The 15,111-nt window shown below is 70.2% G+C and carries 16 protein-coding genes and 1 pseudogene; 8 read left to right on the forward strand and 9 right to left on the reverse strand.

Annotation, left to right across the window (positions count from 1 at the left end; translation table 11 throughout):
• From AB8M46_RS24620 to AB8M46_RS24630, 3 genes and pseudogenes are all read right to left on the reverse strand, one after another.
• Positions 1 to 255, reverse strand: a pseudogene (locus AB8M46_RS24620) (HNH endonuclease); the annotation flags it as partial.
• A gap of 156 nt (positions 256 to 411) precedes the next feature.
• The gene (locus AB8M46_RS24625) at positions 412 to 1,710 is read right to left on the reverse strand and encodes a diguanylate cyclase (RefSeq protein WP_394361753.1); all 1,299 of its coding nucleotides are present in this window, start codon (positions 1,708 to 1,710) and stop codon (positions 412 to 414) included.
• Positions 1,711 to 2,049: 339 nt separating this feature from the next.
• Entirely contained in the window at positions 2,050 to 3,309 is a 1,260-nt protein-coding gene (locus tag AB8M46_RS24630; protein ID WP_394361754.1) for an MFS transporter, read from the reverse strand.
• Between the two features lie 118 nt (positions 3,310 to 3,427).
• Here AB8M46_RS24630 and AB8M46_RS24635 point away from each other — a divergent pair, with 118 nt between their 5' ends.
• Entirely contained in the window at positions 3,428 to 3,718 is a 291-nt protein-coding gene (locus AB8M46_RS24635) for a hypothetical protein (protein ID WP_394361755.1), read from the forward strand.
• Here AB8M46_RS24635 and AB8M46_RS24640 read toward each other — a convergent pair.
• A complete protein-coding gene (locus tag AB8M46_RS24640; protein ID WP_037344212.1) occupies positions 3,715 to 4,653 on the reverse strand; it encodes a GlxA family transcriptional regulator in 939 nt (312 codons plus the stop codon). The genes AB8M46_RS24635 and AB8M46_RS24640 overlap by 4 nt on opposite strands.
• 92 nt (positions 4,654 to 4,745) lie before the next feature.
• Here AB8M46_RS24640 and AB8M46_RS24645 point away from each other — a divergent pair, with 92 nt between their 5' ends.
• From AB8M46_RS24645 to rnhA, 6 genes are all read left to right on the forward strand, one after another.
• Positions 4,746 to 5,165, forward strand: coding sequence for a DUF6010 family protein (locus AB8M46_RS24645; protein ID WP_394361756.1), 420 nt, complete (start codon positions 4,746 to 4,748; stop codon positions 5,163 to 5,165).
• Positions 5,166 to 5,190: 25 nt separating this feature from the next.
• Positions 5,191 to 5,484, forward strand: a complete 294-nt coding sequence (locus AB8M46_RS24650) for a putative quinol monooxygenase (protein WP_394361757.1) — start codon at positions 5,191 to 5,193, stop codon at positions 5,482 to 5,484.
• A gap of 62 nt (positions 5,485 to 5,546) precedes the next feature.
• The gene (locus AB8M46_RS24655) at positions 5,547 to 6,206 is read left to right on the forward strand and encodes a HEAT repeat domain-containing protein (RefSeq protein ID WP_394361758.1); all 660 of its coding nucleotides are present in this window, start codon (positions 5,547 to 5,549) and stop codon (positions 6,204 to 6,206) included.
• Complete coding sequence (locus AB8M46_RS24660; RefSeq protein ID WP_394361759.1) at positions 6,206 to 7,198, forward strand: HEAT repeat domain-containing protein; 993 nt, start codon at positions 6,206 to 6,208, stop codon at positions 7,196 to 7,198. The genes AB8M46_RS24655 and AB8M46_RS24660 overlap by 1 nt, the downstream gene beginning before the upstream one ends.
• Positions 7,199 to 7,240: 42 nt before the next feature.
• Positions 7,241 to 8,431 (forward strand): DNA polymerase IV, encoded by a 1,191-nt coding sequence (dinB, locus tag AB8M46_RS24665; RefSeq protein ID WP_125738199.1) that lies wholly within the window; start codon positions 7,241 to 7,243, stop codon positions 8,429 to 8,431.
• Positions 8,432 to 8,453: 22 nt separating this feature from the next.
• Positions 8,454 to 8,936: a ribonuclease HI gene (gene rnhA, locus AB8M46_RS24670; protein WP_378423290.1), complete on the forward strand. Its 483-nt coding sequence runs from the start codon at positions 8,454 to 8,456 to the stop codon at positions 8,934 to 8,936.
• Positions 8,937 to 8,945: 9 nt separating this feature from the next.
• Here rnhA and AB8M46_RS24675 read toward each other — a convergent pair whose 3' ends face one another.
• The 4 genes from AB8M46_RS24675 to AB8M46_RS24690 form a co-directional block, all read right to left on the reverse strand.
• Complete coding sequence (locus tag AB8M46_RS24675) at positions 8,946 to 9,614, reverse strand: hypothetical protein (RefSeq protein ID WP_038515292.1); 669 nt, start codon at positions 9,612 to 9,614, stop codon at positions 8,946 to 8,948.
• A gap of 196 nt (positions 9,615 to 9,810) precedes the next feature.
• Positions 9,811 to 10,308, reverse strand: a complete 498-nt coding sequence (locus tag AB8M46_RS24680; protein WP_394361760.1) for a hypothetical protein — start codon at positions 10,306 to 10,308, stop codon at positions 9,811 to 9,813.
• The gene (locus AB8M46_RS24685; protein ID WP_378423286.1) at positions 10,305 to 11,717 is read right to left on the reverse strand and encodes an ATP-binding protein; all 1,413 of its coding nucleotides are present in this window, start codon (positions 11,715 to 11,717) and stop codon (positions 10,305 to 10,307) included. Before AB8M46_RS24685 ends, AB8M46_RS24680 begins: the two co-directional genes overlap by 4 nt.
• A complete protein-coding gene (locus tag AB8M46_RS24690; RefSeq protein ID WP_125738203.1) occupies positions 11,714 to 12,406 on the reverse strand; it encodes a response regulator transcription factor in 693 nt (230 codons plus the stop codon). Before AB8M46_RS24690 ends, AB8M46_RS24685 begins: the two co-directional genes overlap by 4 nt.
• A gap of 110 nt (positions 12,407 to 12,516) precedes the next feature.
• Here AB8M46_RS24690 and AB8M46_RS24695 point away from each other — a divergent pair, with 110 nt between their 5' ends.
• A complete protein-coding gene (locus tag AB8M46_RS24695) occupies positions 12,517 to 13,464 on the forward strand; it encodes a phosphatase PAP2 family protein (RefSeq protein ID WP_378423282.1) in 948 nt (315 codons plus the stop codon).
• A gap of 33 nt (positions 13,465 to 13,497) precedes the next feature.
• Here the strand turns inward: AB8M46_RS24695 and AB8M46_RS24700 are convergent, their stop codons facing one another.
• Complete coding sequence (locus tag AB8M46_RS24700; RefSeq protein WP_378423280.1) at positions 13,498 to 15,018, reverse strand: GGDEF domain-containing protein; 1,521 nt, start codon at positions 15,016 to 15,018, stop codon at positions 13,498 to 13,500.
• Positions 15,019 to 15,111: the final 93 nt, after the last annotated feature.

Below are 15,111 nucleotides of genomic sequence, written 5' to 3' on the forward strand. Positions count from 1 at the left end.
GGCATGACCGTCCACAACGGACAGAGCGAACGCGACCTCCTGTACCACACTGGAGGCGCCATCACGATGACGGCTCAACCGCCCCAAAGCACGGAACCGAACAGCCTCCAGTCGAGCGATCCCTTCCGACGCCGCGACAGCCGCATCCACGGCATCCTGATCCCCCAACGAATCCAGCGAAGCATTGACCTCCTTGAACAAATCCGACGAGGTGATTTCCTTCAATAGCGCCACAGTGGCGTTGAGTGTGTCCACACGCAGAACGTACAACCGACCACCGACAGTTTCGGGTCGGTAATGGAGTCGCAACTCGTCCCAAGGCTGAAAAGTCCTGTCACGCAAGGAAATCGAGGAAAAGGCGCAGGCCGACGGGAGTAGCACCGGAGAGCTCCACCCCGGACGCGACGAACCCTATTGCGCGGGCGGCGCCAGTTCGACCCTGTTGCGGCCACCCTGTTTCGCGCGGTAGAGCGCGGTGTCGGTGGCGACGAGGAGGTCGTCGACGCTGGTGATGTTGGCCGCCGGATACAGCGCCCCGCCGATCGACACCGTCAGATCGGTCAGCACGGTGTCGCGATCGGGCAGGACGACCGAGACCACCGCCACCTGGTGCCGGATCCGTTCGGCCACCTGGCGCAGCGTCTCCTCGCCGTGGATGTCCGGGATGACGATCGCGAATTCCTCGCCGCCCCACCGCCCGCAGATGTCCTGTTCGCGGACCTCGGCGAGCAAGGCGTCGCCGACCGCGCGCAGGACGAGGTCGCCGTTGGGGTGGCCGTAGGTGTCGTTGATCGTCTTGAAGTTGTCGAGATCGAGGAACAGCACGCCGAGTTTGCGGCCGGCGCGAGTGCGGCCCAACTGTTCTTCCGCCAGCTGACGCCAGCGGCGTTTCGTGACGAGACCGGTGGTGGCGTCGGTGTGCGCGTCACGCCGGTACTGCGTCAGCAGCAGCCCGCGGTGCAGCGCGACCAGCGCGATGACGACGCCGACCAGCACCAGCGGATTGGCCTGGACGAGGACGACGGCCGTCACGAGGCCGAGGCCGAGCGCGCCCGCTTCGAGGATCTGGTCGCCGAACCCGGAGAACAGTTCGCCGATCGACTTCGGCGGCGACGAGAGCGCGATCGCGACCATCACCAGCACGGTGTTGATCGCCCAGCGCAGGGCCGCGGCCACGATGATGACGGCGAGATCGCCGAGACCGGCGAGCAGTCCGGAGTCGGGCGCGCCTGGGTAATGACGCATGCCGAGGCTGAGGACGACGACGGCGGCCTGCGTGCCGCAGAGCACCGTCGCGGCGGAGAAGATCCACCGATGGGGGAGGACCGGCCGTTGGTGTGGCCAGATCCGCAGCCATGCGATGGTGTAGGTCACCACGACCATCGCGGCGGCGAGCACCGGAGGCAGCGCGATGACGGCGGCGACGCTCCAGACCGCCTTGGTGTCGACGTAGGCGACCGACGGGGCTCTGTCGTACTCCCGTTGGCGTTCGATCTGCCGGGTGCCCTCGATCGCGATGGCCGCGCACAGCGTCAAGACGCCGAACCGGACGAGATCGGTACCGGTCACCGGGACCAGCCGGGCCGTGGCGGCGGTCGAGAGGACTGCGATGAGATTCACGACCAGGACGTAGGAACGCACAGGTCGCGGCAGGCTCCACAGGTGCCAGGCCTTGAGCCGCCGCCGCGCGCCGCCGAGTCGTCCGTCCACGCACCCTCTTCCGTCGGTGATCTACACCGTAATCGAACCGGGACTGCGACGACCGTCGTTGACCGGACGATGAGAGTCGTGGCCCCGAATTCCCCCGGACAGCCCAACCGAAACGAGGGAGGTGCACCGATGCAGGACAACAACTGGTGAGTGTTTTGCCGGATAGATCGCTATTTCGAGGGAGGTGAACGGCATGCGGGACAACAACTGGACCACTCGGCGTGACAACAACTGGACCTGAGTGATCTCGCCCACGAGCGCGGCTTTCGCGAAGGGAGGTGAACGTAGTGCGTGACAACAACTGGACGACCCGTCGGGACAACAACTGGACGTGATGTGTCAGGAACCGTGTTCGCCAACGGGTGTCGTCCCGCCGACCGGACCCACGGGATCTTCGGATTCCCCAGGGCCGCGGCGGGACGACACCGCCCGTGACCAGCCCACCCCGGCGACGAAGGCGACCACCACGCCGGCGATCGCCGCGACGGTGACCACCGTGGTCGGCGCGACGATCTGGGCCAGCAGCCCGGCTGCCGCGATCCCCGCCGCCTGAGCCGCCCGCAACGCCGCGATCGCGACCCCGATCACCTGGCCGCGATGGGCGGGCGGCGCCGCGAGGCTGTACTGCGTCTGCGTGATCATGTCGTGCGCGGAGAACACCCCCGAGATCGTCCACAGCACGACGATCGTGACCAGTCCCGGAGCCCAGCCGGTCGGGATCAGCACCAGGCTGCTCGCCACCGTCAGCGCGCCCAGCACCCGGATCTGCCGTTCGCGCGGGATCCGGCTCAGCAGGAGCCCGCCGAGCACCGAGCCGACCGGGTTCGCGGCCAGCAGCCACGGCAACGCGCCCGCGCCGCCCAGTTCGGCGGCGACCGGCACGGCTAGGCCCTCGGGCACGACGTAGAAACCACAGCAGCAGGCGATGAGCAGGAGCCAGCGCAGCTTGCGGTCGCGCGCCACCAGACGGCAGCCCTCGAGCAGCGACGGGCGTTCGTGATGCGCGGGTGCCGAGGGCGGGAAACGTTCGAGCCCGAAGCGAAGCATGAGCGCCGAAAGCGCGAACGTTCCCGCGTCGATCAGCAGTGCCCCGGGAACACCGAGGCCGGTGACGACGGCGGCGCCCGCGCCGAAGCCCACCACGAGTCCGGCCTGGTACGTGGATGAGATGACGGCCTGGCCGACGACCAGCCGGTCCGGATCGAGCAGATCCGGCAGCATCGCCTGGCGGGCCGCGTGGAACGGCCCGGCCATGAGCTGGACGAGGAACAACAGCGCGGCCGCGGCGGGCAGCGGGAGGCCGGGCACCGCCATCAGCGCGATCAGGACCGCGCGGCCGACGTCGGTCACCACCATCACGGTGCGTCGCGAGAACCGGTCCGCGACCCCGCCCAGCGCGCCGCCGAGGAGGTCGGGCACGAAGGTCAGCGCGTACGCCGCCGAGGCCCAGCCCGCCGACGAAGTCCGGTCGAACACCAGCACCGTGAGCGCGACCCTGGCCAGCTGGTCGCCGGCGACCGAGAGCAGATGCGCGAGCCAGATCCGGCGGAATCCGGCGACCGCGAAGACACTGCGGAACGACGCCGCTCGGGCTGGCATGCGCTTCAGGCTGTCGTGAAGCGGCCACTTTGCGCAACCCTCGGAAAAAAATCACTCCGCCATGTCGAACCGGGGCGGGCCCGTTCGACGTGTCTGTAGAGAAGGAACGGAGAATCCGATGTCGCATTCACTGGGCCCGCTGGCGAACAACCTCGCCGCCTACGCCATCTACTCGACCGCGCAGACCGAGATGCGCCACGCCTACAAGCTCATCGAGGCGGGCGACTACCTCGGCGCCGCCGCGGAGATCGAGTCCGCCGCACACGCCGCCGAGGTACTCGCCCGAGCCACCTCCGAGCTGGACGCCGAGCGTTCCGAACGATGGCTGAGAGTCGTCATCGCGCGGAGGCGGTTCGCCGACCAGGCCCGGGCACGGGCTTCGGACACCGTTCTGACCCTTGCCGCTTAACGGAAAGCGCGTCGATAGGTGCCCGGACTGACGCCGGTGGTGCGTTTGAACCGGTCGCGGAACGAGGTGGGCGAACCGAAACCGACTTCGGCGCCGATCCGCTCGACGGCGTGTTCGGTGGTCTCCAGCAGATGTTGCGCCTGCCGGACGCGGGTCCGGTGCAGCCACTGCAACGGCGTCGTCCCGGTCTGCTCGCGGAAGTGCCGGATCAGCGTGCGCGTGCTCATCCCGGCGCGCGTGGCGATATCGGCCAGTGTGAGCTCGCGCGCGAGATTTTCCTGCATCCACAACAAAGTCGGCTCCAGCGTCGCGCCACGGGGCGCGGGCGGATGCCGCAACGCGATGAACTGCGCCTGGCCGCCCTCGCGTTCGAGCGCCATGACCGAGAGGCGGGCGGCGTCGGCCGCGATCGCGGAGCCGTGGTCCCGCCGGATCAGGTGCAGGCACAGATCCAGACCCGCGGCGGCGCCCGCGGAGGTCAGGATCTGCCCGTTGTCGACATAGAGCACGTCCGGGTCGACGTCGACATCCGGGTACGCCGCGGCCAGTGCCTCGGCGGCGACCCAATGCGTCGTGGCGCGAAGGCCGTCGAGCAGGCCCGCGGCGGCGAGGATGAACGTGCCGGAACAGATCGAGGCGATCCGCGTACCCCTCGCGGCGGCCGAGTTCAGCGCGGCGTGGACGGATTCCGGCAACGGCCGGGCCGGCTCGGCGGTGCCGGGGACGATGACGGTGCCCGCTTCGCGCAGCGCGTCCAGCCCTCGCGGCGCGCGCAGGGTGAAGTGCCCGGCGTCGACTTCCGGGTGTTCAGCGCAGACGACCACGCGGTAGCCCGGGCTTCCGTCCGCGAGCCGGGTCCTGGTGAAGACCTCGATCGGCGTCGAGAGATCGAACGGGATCACCTTGTCCAGCGCGAGGACGGCGACGGTGTGCATGAACCGCAAGGTACCGCCCGATGGCGGGATCCCGTTGGAAGGCGTCGTTCACGCCACTGGGAGCGGACGCCGTCCGGTCCTAGCGTCGAGTCATGATGATCATCGCGCCGATTCTCGTCGGCCTCGGCTATGTCGTCCTGATGTCGTTGATCCACGAGCCGCACCGCCGCCGCTTCAACGCGGTCATGATCGCGGGCGCGGGCGCGGCCTACGCCAGCGGCGGTGGGCTCGGCATCTGGGAACTCGTCTTCACCGCACTGATGGCCTATGTGGCGTACCGCGCGCTCGAATCGTGGACGTTCATCGGGATCGGCTGGCTGCTGCACACGGCTTGGGACGTCGTGCACCACCTGAAGGGCGCCCCTATCATCCCGTTCCTGGACGATTCGTCGTTCGGCTGCGCGATCTGCGACCCGGTGATCGCGATCTGGTGTTTCGCCGGCGGACGATCGGTGACGGATTTCTTCCGCGCCCGTGTCGGTTCGCGTCGTCCGCGTTCGTCGGTGGGATGAACCGACCGGACGAAGGGAGTCTGAAATGACGGTGATCGTGGCGGGAAAGGTGTACGTCGACCCGGAAGAGCGGGACCGGTACGTCGAGGGACACCAGGTGATCGTCGAGATGGCAAGGGCCCATCCCGGCTGCCTCGACGTGGTGATCTCGGCGGACACGCTCGAACCGGGCCGGGTGAACATCTTCGAGTACTGGGAGTCGGAAGAGGTGCTGAACGCCTGGCGCGCGATGTCGCCGAGGCCGACGTACACCGCCGAGATCCGGGACGGCGAGGTGTTCAAGCACCGGGTCTCGTACTCCGGACCCCCGTTCGACTGATCACGGTGGAGCGCCGGGCTTGACCTTGACATCGTGACAAGGTCTTCACTGGAGCGCAGGAGGTGATCCCCATCAACACGACACAGAGGACTTCACCGGACCTGCGCGTGCTCGACGCGCTCGGTTCCGAGAGCTCGTCGACGCGGCTCCAGGCGGCGCTGGCGGCCGGGACGCATCCGGACGTCGGATTCGTCGGCCCGCTCGTGGCGCGGTGCGCGATCGAGCCGGATTTCTACGTCCGGGACATGCTGACCTGGGCGCTGACGCGGCTGCCCGCGGAGACCACGGTGCCGGTGCTCCTGGCCGAGCTCGGCTCGGAGGTCGCCCAGGCCCGGAGCCAGGCGTTGCACACGCTGTCCAAGATCGGGGACCGCGCCGCGTGGCCCGCGATCACGCGGTCGCTGCTGCACGACGCCGACGACGAGGTCGCCCGGAGCGCGTGGCGGGCCGCGGTCGTCCTCGTCCCCGACGGGGAGCGGGCCCGGCTGGCCCGTGACCTGGCCGACCAGCTCGGCCGGGGCGACCGGACGGTGCGGCTGAGTCTCAGCAGGGCGCTCGTCGCGCTCGGACCCGTGATCGAGCCCGTCCTGCGGGCGGGCTCGGCGAGTACCGACCTGGCGGTGCGGGCGCACGCCCACGCCACGGAGCGGCTCCTGCGCGACCCGGACGCCGGGTTCGACGAGTCGAAACGGATCGTCGCGCTGGGACCGGAGGGAGCCTGATGCTGATCGGTGAGGTGGCGCGCCGCTCGGGGGTGAGCAGCCGGATGCTCCGGCATTACGACTCCCTCGGGCTGGTGCGGCCGACCGGCCGCACCTTCGGCGGCTACCGCGAGTACTCCGACGAGGACATCCGCCGGATCTTCCATGTGGAGAGCCTGCGGTCCCTCGGCCTCTCGCTGCGCGAGATCGGACGCGCCTTGGAGGATCCGGCCTTCGAGCCGTCCGATCTCGTCCGCGATCTCATCCGGCGGACCGAGGAGCGCCTGAACCGGGAACAGGAGCTGCTCGACCGGCTCCGCGCGGTCGACGGTTCGGCACCCACGGGCTGGGAAGGGGTCCTGCGCATCGTCGAGCTGTTGCACGGGCTCAACTCGCCCCACGCGGCCCGGCGGCAGCAGACCGCACTGGCCCCGGCCGAGGTACCCGCCGAACTGCTGGCCGGCGCGGTCCTCACCGAAGCCGATCCGAACGTCGCCGGGGCCCTGCGGTGGGCACTCGCGAGGGCGGGCGGTGACGGCGTGGCGAGTCTGGCGTCCGGCTTGCGTTCGGCGGACGTCGACGTCCGGCGGCGCGCGGTCCTCGCGATCGCCGGGATGCCCGGTGACGAGGCGACCGCGGCGCTGACGGACGTACTCGGCGACCCGGATCCGGCGGTCCGCGCCCGCGCCGCGCTGGCGCTGGGGTCGCGCGGGGAGAGCGCGGCCGTGCCGGAACTCGTCCGCATGGTGGTCGAGGGCACGACCGACGTCGAGGCGGCCGAGGTCCTCGGCGCCTTGGCACGGGACGACGGCGTCGCGGACCGGATCATGAGCGCGTTGACCGACGAGCTCGCGACCGCGGAGCCCGCCGCGCGGATCCGCCTCACCCAGGCACTTGTCGAGATGCCGCCCGTCCTCGCGCTGGACGTGCTGCGTGACCTGGCCGAAGACGACGATCGCACCGTCGCCCTCCTCGCTTCGGCCCTGGCGGGAGCGCTCGGCTCCCCTGGGTGAGGTGGCTTGGCCACTGGGCCGTTTGATGCGAACATATGTTCTATGACGACCGAGGGTCCCATCCTGCACGCCGACCTGGATTCGTTCTACGCGTCGGTCGAGCAGCGTGACGACCCGAAGCTCCGCGGGCGGCCGGTCATCGTCGGCGGCGGGGTCGTGCTGGCGGCCAGCTACGAGGCGAAGGCGTACGGCGTGCGCACGGCGATGGGCGGCGGCCAGGCGCGGCGGCTGTGTCCGGACGCGATCGTGGTCCCGCCCCGGATGCGCGCGTATTCGGCGGCCAGCAAGGCGGTCTTCGAGGTCTTCGGCAACACGACGCCGCTCGTGGAAGGCATTTCGATCGACGAGGCCTTCCTCGACGTCGGCGGGCTGCTGAAGATCGCGGGCACGCCGAGCCGGATCGCCGCGAAACTGCGGAAGGACGTCCTGGAGCAGGTCGGGCTGCCGATCACGGTCGGCGTGGCGAGGACGAAGTTCCTCGCGAAGGTGGCCAGCGGGGTCGCGAAACCCGACGGCCTGCTCGTCGTGCCGCACGACAAGGAGCTGGAGTTCCTGCATCCGCTTCCGGTCGAGCGGCTGTGGGGCGTGGGCAAGGTGACGGCGCGGAAGCTGCGCGAGCGCGGGGTGACGACGGTCGGGCAGATGGAGGGGTTCGGGGAGAAGGAACTCGTCCGGATGCTCGGCCGCGGTGTCGGTGCCCATCTGCACGCGTTGTCCCACAACGACGACCCGCGCCGCGTGCAGACGGGCCGTCGCCGCCGGTCGATCGGGGCGCAGCGCGCGCTCGGCAGCAGGCCGCGTTCGCCCGCCGAGCTCGACGCGACGCTGCTGACGCTCGCCGATCGCCTCGCCCGTCGTCTGCGGGCGGCGCACCGGGTGTGCCGCACCGTGGTGCTGCGGATGCGGTTCGCCGATTTCACCAAGGCGACGCGTTCGCACACCCTTTTGGAGGCGACCGAGCAGACCGGCGCGATCGTCGCGGCCGCGCGGGGCCTGCTCGCGACGGCGAGACCGCTGATCGACGAACGCGGTCTCACGCTGATCGGGCTCGCGCTCACGAATCTGTCGAAGGACGACGCGATCCAGTTGGCGCTGCCGTTCGGGGCGAAGCCGAGGGACGCGCTCGACTCGACGCTCGACACCGTCCGGGACCGGTTCGGTGCGAAGTCCATCACGCGCGCGGTGCATCTGGGGCAGGTCGAGGAGCCGTGGGTGCCGCTCCTGCCGGACTGAGCCCCGTCGCTAGGGTGTTCCGGTGGCGGAAGTCGAGATCTACACCGATGGCGCGTGCAGCGGGAATCCCGGTCCCGGCGGCTGGGGCGCGGTACTGCGGTACGGCACCGTCGAGAAGGAGATCTACGGCGGGGATGCCGGGCCGACCACGAACAACCGGATGGAGCTGACCGCGCCGATCGAGGCGCTGGAAAGCCTGAAGCGCCGGGTCACGGTGGACATCTACACCGACAGCACCTACGTCCGGAACGGCATCACCAGCTGGGTGCGCAACTGGAAGAACAACGGCTGGATGACGTCGGCGAAGACACCGGTCAAGAACGCCGATCTGTGGCGCCGTCTCGACGAAGCCGCGTCACGGCACGAGGTCGAGTGGCATTGGGTCAAAGGCCACGCGGGGCATCCGGAGAACGAGCGAGCGGACCGGCTCGCCGTCAAAGGCGTGGAAGAGGTCGTGGGCCGACCCGTGATCCAGCCCGGCGAGCGGTCCGCTCGGAATCGTTGAGAGACGTCGTCAGCAGCTGACGTTCACCTTCGCGCTCTTGGCGAAGGAGACGTGGACGTGGTCCATGTGGTTGGCGGTCGCGCCGCCGCGGTCCTCCATGGTGTCCCAGCCGCTGCCGTCGTTGTAGCGCTGGCGCCAGATGACGTACGTGATACCGAAGTCCTTCTGGTTGGCCAGGAGGTACTCGGCGATCGCGTTGCCGGTGGCGGTGTCCACCATGAAGTCCAGCGCGAGGCCGGAGGGGTGGTCGCTGGCGTTCGCCCGGCCGGCGACACCGCCGACGTTCTTCACGCCGAACTTCGCCTTCACGTGATTGCCGACCTGGGCCACGTGCGGCTTGGTGCCGGCGAGGCTGGTCGAGCACGCCGTCGCGGCGGGCACGGTCTTCTTGACCGGGGCGGGGGCCTTGGTCGACGTCGTCGGCTTCGGGGGAGCCGAGGAGGTCGACGGGGGCGGGGTACTTGTGCTGGAGGGCGGGGTGCTGCTGGTCGACGGCGGGGGAGTCACGCTGGAGACCGGGGGAGCCTTCAGCGCGAGCGCGGCGCTGGCCGCTTCGACGTCAGGGGAACCCGCGGAGGTCAGCCACATCGACGCCGGGAGCGCCGTGGCGACCGCTGCCGCGATACCTGCGGGGAGCTTCCACTGCGGAGCCTTGATCTTGCGATGTCTGCCGGCCATTTCTCTGATCACTCACCACTTCGGGGACGGGAACTCGCGTCGGGGGCCGCGAGCTCCGGGCAACATTACGAAAAGGACACGGCAATGTCACGCCCGAGTGTGTTCGCCCACAGTTACCTTGATCGTTGAACCAAAAGAGGCTCACGCCCGTACAGATACGAGAAGTGCTTTTATGTGAGCACGGTGAGTGACGAATTCAGTTCGGCTGGCAGGATTGGAAGTACACGTCCTCGTTCGGCGAGATCACGTTCACGCCCTTGGACTGTGGCGCCCGGCCGGTGGCCGCGGAGGCCGCGATCACGGTGCAGACCAGCTGATTGATGGCCTGATCGGACAATTTGCGCATCGAGTACGGCAGCGCGAGACTCGACGGGTCGCCCGGGTAGACCCGGAGCTTGCCCAGCTCCGGCGGGACGAACGTGGTGAGTCCCTGCGCGGCTTCCCGTTCCGTCGGCCCCTGCAGCAGCAGCGTGACCGCGCCCTCGGGGGAGATGAACCCTTCGGTGGGCCGGGTCACCGGGATGACCCGGCCGTCGGAGACGAAGTACAGCGTCAGTCCGCCGAGGACGTTCGTCCCCGTGGTGGCGCGGATCGACGGCCCCGGCCCGGCCGGGACGACACCGGTCGGCTGGACACCGCAGGCGGCCACGAGGGTCGCGGCCGCGAAGGCGAGCAGTACGCGAGGCTTCCTCATCGCGCCCCTCCTTCGGGCAGGTGCGGCAGGCGCAGCACGAACCGGGCACCGTGCCCGGTGTCGGCCGCGGTGATGTCGCCGCCGTGCAGGCGGGCGTTCTCCAGCGCGATCGCCAGGCCCAGCCCGCTGCCCTCGGACCGGGCGCGGGCGGTGTCGGCCTTGGTGAACCGGTCGAACACATGCGGCAGGACCTGCGGATCGATCCCGGGCCCGCGGTCCTCGACCGCCAGGGTGACGCCGTCGCCGTCGGCGCGCAGCCGGACCTGGACCGGGGCCGCGCCGTGCCGGAAGGCGTTGCCGACGAGGTTGGCCACGATCAGGTCGAGCCGCCGCCGGTCCACGCGGGCGAGAACGCCCTCCGGCAGGTCGGTGACCAGGTCTTCGCCGTCGCGCCAGCCTCGGGCGTCGAGGCTGTCCCGGATCGCCGTCGCGAGATCCCATTCGTCGAGCACGAGTTCGGCGCGGCCGGCGTCGAACCGGGAGATCTCGACCAGGTCCTGCACCAGCCGCGTCAGCCTCCGGGTCTCGCCGGAGACCAGCCGCGCCGCGACGGCGGTGTCCGGCGGTAGCGCCTCCGCGTCCTCGTCGAGCACGTCGGTGACCGCGTTCATCGCCGCCAGCGGGGTGCGGAGTTCGTGCGAGACGTCGGCCACGAACCGGCGGGCGTCGGCCTCCATGGCTCTCAGCTCACCGACCGTGCGCTCCAGTTCGGCGGCGGTGTTGTTGAAGGTCGTGACCAGTTCGGCCAGCTCGTCGGAACCCTTGGCGGGCAGCCGGACGTCGAGCCTGCCTTCGCCGAGCTGGGCGGCGGCGGTGTTGAGCGCCCGGACCGGCCGGAGCACCTGCCTCGCCGCGAGCAGGGCGAGCGCCGCGGCCAGCGGGAGGACCAGTGCGGCCGTCTGCCAGGCGGATTTCGCGAGTTCGTCGATGGCCTGTTGCTGCTGCACGAGCGAGGTGAGCGAGTACACCTCGACGCCGCTGTTCCTCATCGCCCCGTCGGGCTGCCTGGCCAGTACCGGCAGGCCGACCAGCAGTTCCGGAATGCTTCCGCGGTCGACGCGCTGGAACTGGATGCGGAAGTCGTTCGCGACGGTCTGGCGCAACTCGGGGGAGAACGTGGCGAGATCCGGGCCGTTGGCCGATCGCAGGTCGCTGTAGACCGCGACGGCGTTCAACCGCAGGCTGCCGGCGAAATCGTTGAGCTGCTCCTGGGTCGGCGGCGTGGACAGCGGGCGGCCGTAGGCGGCGACCCGGTCCTTCAGCTGGTTCATCGCCGCGTCCTGCACCGCCTCGAGGATCGCGTTCCGGGCCGAGACGTAACTGGCCCCCGCCGCGGCCGCCGCCCCGATGATCGTCATCGCCGCGAACGCCAGGATGAGCCGCGGCCGCAGCCCGGAGAGCCACCTCATGAACGGCCGAACCGGTACCCGAAGCCGCGGACGGTCTGGACGTGTTCGGGTTTCGCGGGGACGTCTTCGATCTTCGCGCGCAGCCGCTGGACACAGGCGTCGACCAGCCGGGAGTCGCCGAGGTAGTCGTGATCCCAGACGGCGGAGAGGATCTGCTGGCGGCTGTAGACCTGGCCGGGCGTACGCGACAGCTCCAGCAGCAGCTTCAGCTCGGTCGGCGTCAGCGAGACCGGCTCGCCGTTCTTCGTGACCACCAGCCCGGCCCGGTCGATGACCAGGCCGCCGTGCCGTTCCCCGGTGGCGGCGCCGTCGCTCGCGGGCTTCTCGCTCACCGCGCGCCGCAGCACCGCCCGGATCCGGGCGTCGAGCACGCGGGGCTCGATCGGTTTGGTGACGTAGTCGTCGGCGCCCGCCTCCAGCCCGGCCACGATGTCGAAGTCGTCGCTGCGGGCGGTGAGCATGATGATCGGCACCTCGCCCGCCGAGCGGATGCGGCGACAGGTCTCGAAGCCGTCGATGCCGGGGAGCATCAGGTCCAGTACGACGATGTCGGGCTGGAACACCCGCAGTTTCTCCAGCCCGAGCTCTCCGCTCTCGGCGGTGTACACGGTGTGCGCCTGCCGTCGCAGCGCGAGTTCCAGCCCCTCCCGCACGGACGCGTCGTCTTCGATCACAAGGACACTTGCCACGCCGCCATTATTCGGATGTCTCCGCGCGTGTGCGACTCGGCTCGATCTTGTAGCAGAACCATGACATTGTCCGGACCTCACGGCGAAACGGCGTGGGGACAGTGGGACCCATGGCCCTACTCATCCACGAAGCGAAGCCGACCCCCGCCCGCCGTCCGCTGCCGGGACGGCACGCCGAGACCAGGCGGACCCTGTCCAGGGCCGTGTTCCAGCTCGCCACCGGACTGGGACTGGCCGTCGCGTTCGTCGTGACCTACGTGCTGTTCGTGCACACGTCGGCCGGGCAGCTCGCGGAGAACGGCGTCGTCCGGAGCGCGCAGTCCGGTCAGTGGTCCACAATGGACTGGGCGGGACCGCTGCGCGACCAGGACATGGTGCTGGTGATCGGCGCCGCTGGGATCGGGCTCGTCGTCCTGGCGCTGCTCCGGCGCAAACCCGGTCTCCTCGTCCCCGCGCTGAGCGTCCTCGTGCTCCCGCTCGTCGCCGCGCAACTGCTCAAGCTCTACGTCCTCGTCCGGCCCGAACTGCCCGACGGCGGCCGCGGACCGGGGCACAACAGCTTCCCCAGCGGTCACGTCAGTGCCGCCATGGCCATCCTGATGGCGCTCGCCTTCGTTCTGCCCCAACGGTTCCGTCCGGCGATCATCGGGATCGGCGGCATCGCCGTCGCCTGGGTCGCGTCGTCGACCATCGCGCTGGGCTGGCACCGGCTCAGCGACACGGCGGGTGCCTGCCTGCTCGGGGCGTCGTTCGCCTGCCTGCTCGCCGCCTGGCTGACCACCCGGCGCCGCGACCTGCGCCGCACGCCCGCCTTCCTGGTGGCGCTGGCCGCCGTGCTGCCGACCGGCATCGTCCTGATCGGCTTCGCGGTGCTGAGCACGGCCACCGACGGCGCCGCCCAGTTCGTCGCCGCGCTGGTGCTGGCCGCCCTGTCCGCGGTGGGGGTCGTGCTGGTCGCGCTGTGGCCGCTGAGCGGGTCCGCGTTCGAACGGCGGACCGGCGTGGAGACCCGGGTGGTCGACGATCTGCTCGAGACCCGCCTCGTGACCCGCCGCTGACGCTCGGCGAACGCATTCAGAGGACTAAACGCGTCAATCGCGGCGCGCGTCGCCGGCCCGGCTCAGGGGTGACGTCGGGGCCCGGGGCGAAGGCGGAACCGCGGAGGGTGCCACGACCACGCGGTTCCGCCCGCTCCGTTTCGCTTGGTACATGGCCGCGTCCGCGGCGCGGAAGAGCTCGCCGTAGTCCGTCGAGTGCTCCGGCGACAGCCCGACGCCGATCGAGACGGTGCAGCCGTGGATCGGCCCCACCGCGCGGGGTTCGTTGGTGGCGTGCCCGCTGGCGAGTTCGGTCAGGCCGGTGATCGCGGTCTTCGCGACGGCCACCCGGATCCGTTCGGCGATCCGCATCGCCTCCTCACGGGTGGTGTCCGGCAGCAGTACCGAGAACTCCTCGCCGCCCCACCGCCCGACGACGTCCGTGGAGCGGGTGTTCTGCCGCAGCACGGCACTGACACAGCCGAGCACGATGTCGCCGCCGGAATGCCCGTACTTGTCGTTCCACTGCTTGAAGTGGTCGAGATCCAGCATCAGGAACGCCGTCGGCCGCCGCCCGGTCTGGTCTTCGAGCAGCCGGAGCGCGGCGGGCGCGTGGAAGGAGTCTTCGGTCAGCAGCCCGGTCTTCCGGTCGCGCTGGCTGCGCGCGATCGTGTCCGCCAGCGCCTGCGAGAGCCGGGTCGAGCGCAGCGCGACCCCGATCATCACCAGCGGCACCAGCGCGATGTTGACCGCGCCGAGGATCGTCGTGCACGCGGCGAGCTGCAGCGCGTAGACGAAGTCCGCGTTGTCGGCCCAGCTGCCGATCAGCTTCTGCCGCCGCCAGCCGCCCCACGCCAGACCGCGCGCGATGCTGATCAGCAGCGTCTGCGACGCGAAATACCAGAGCGCGGCGCCCAGCAGCGCGACGGCGGCGACCGCGATGTCGCCGGGCCGCTGGGGGAGCGTGCCCGATTCGAGCCAGCCGTGCAGTGACGTCAGCCGGGTGATCGTGTGCACGCCGAGGATGGAGGCGGCGTGCGCGGCGGTGGTGAAGAGGAAGGTCGTCATCGCCTTGTGCGCGATGGAGTAGCGCTGCACGCGCACCATCAGCAGCAGCGTGAGCGACAACGTGGGCGGCAGCAGGACGGCCGCGCCGCCCAGCCAGACGGCGGTCTGGTCGATGTGCTCGCCGCGCCGGTCGTCGGCCCGGCGCTGCTCCTCCGGATGCTGTGTCTGGACGAGGTACCAGATCGTGCAGCCCGCGATCACGCCGAAGCGGACGACATCCGTCGTCGTGAGGGAAGCACCGACTTGCGATTTCAAGGCCCAGAACGCGACCGCGATCTCGGTGCCGAGCATCCAGAAGACCGCCGCGGGCGGCAGGCGCCACAGCTCCCACCCCGCCGGATGCCGCAGGGTGTTCCAGGCGCGGCCACGCAGCCGCCAGACGCGGGCGGAGGCGAGGCCGACGGTGTCGGCGAAACCCCGGAGCGAACCGCGCGGCCGCGCCGAGACCGCGTCACGGTCGTGCTTGCCGAACTCGCTGACGAGGGTCACCTCCAACCCGTTACGCACCGCACCCGCTTCGATCTTGCTGGGTCACCACAAGGGGGTGACAGGGGGACCGCGTTGACGATCGCGTGAGACAGCCCGATACCCGCGTTCGCC

Source organism: Amycolatopsis sp. SB7-3, from assembly GCF_041021335.1.
Lineage (GTDB): Bacteria > Actinomycetota > Actinomycetes > Mycobacteriales > Pseudonocardiaceae > Amycolatopsis > Amycolatopsis japonica.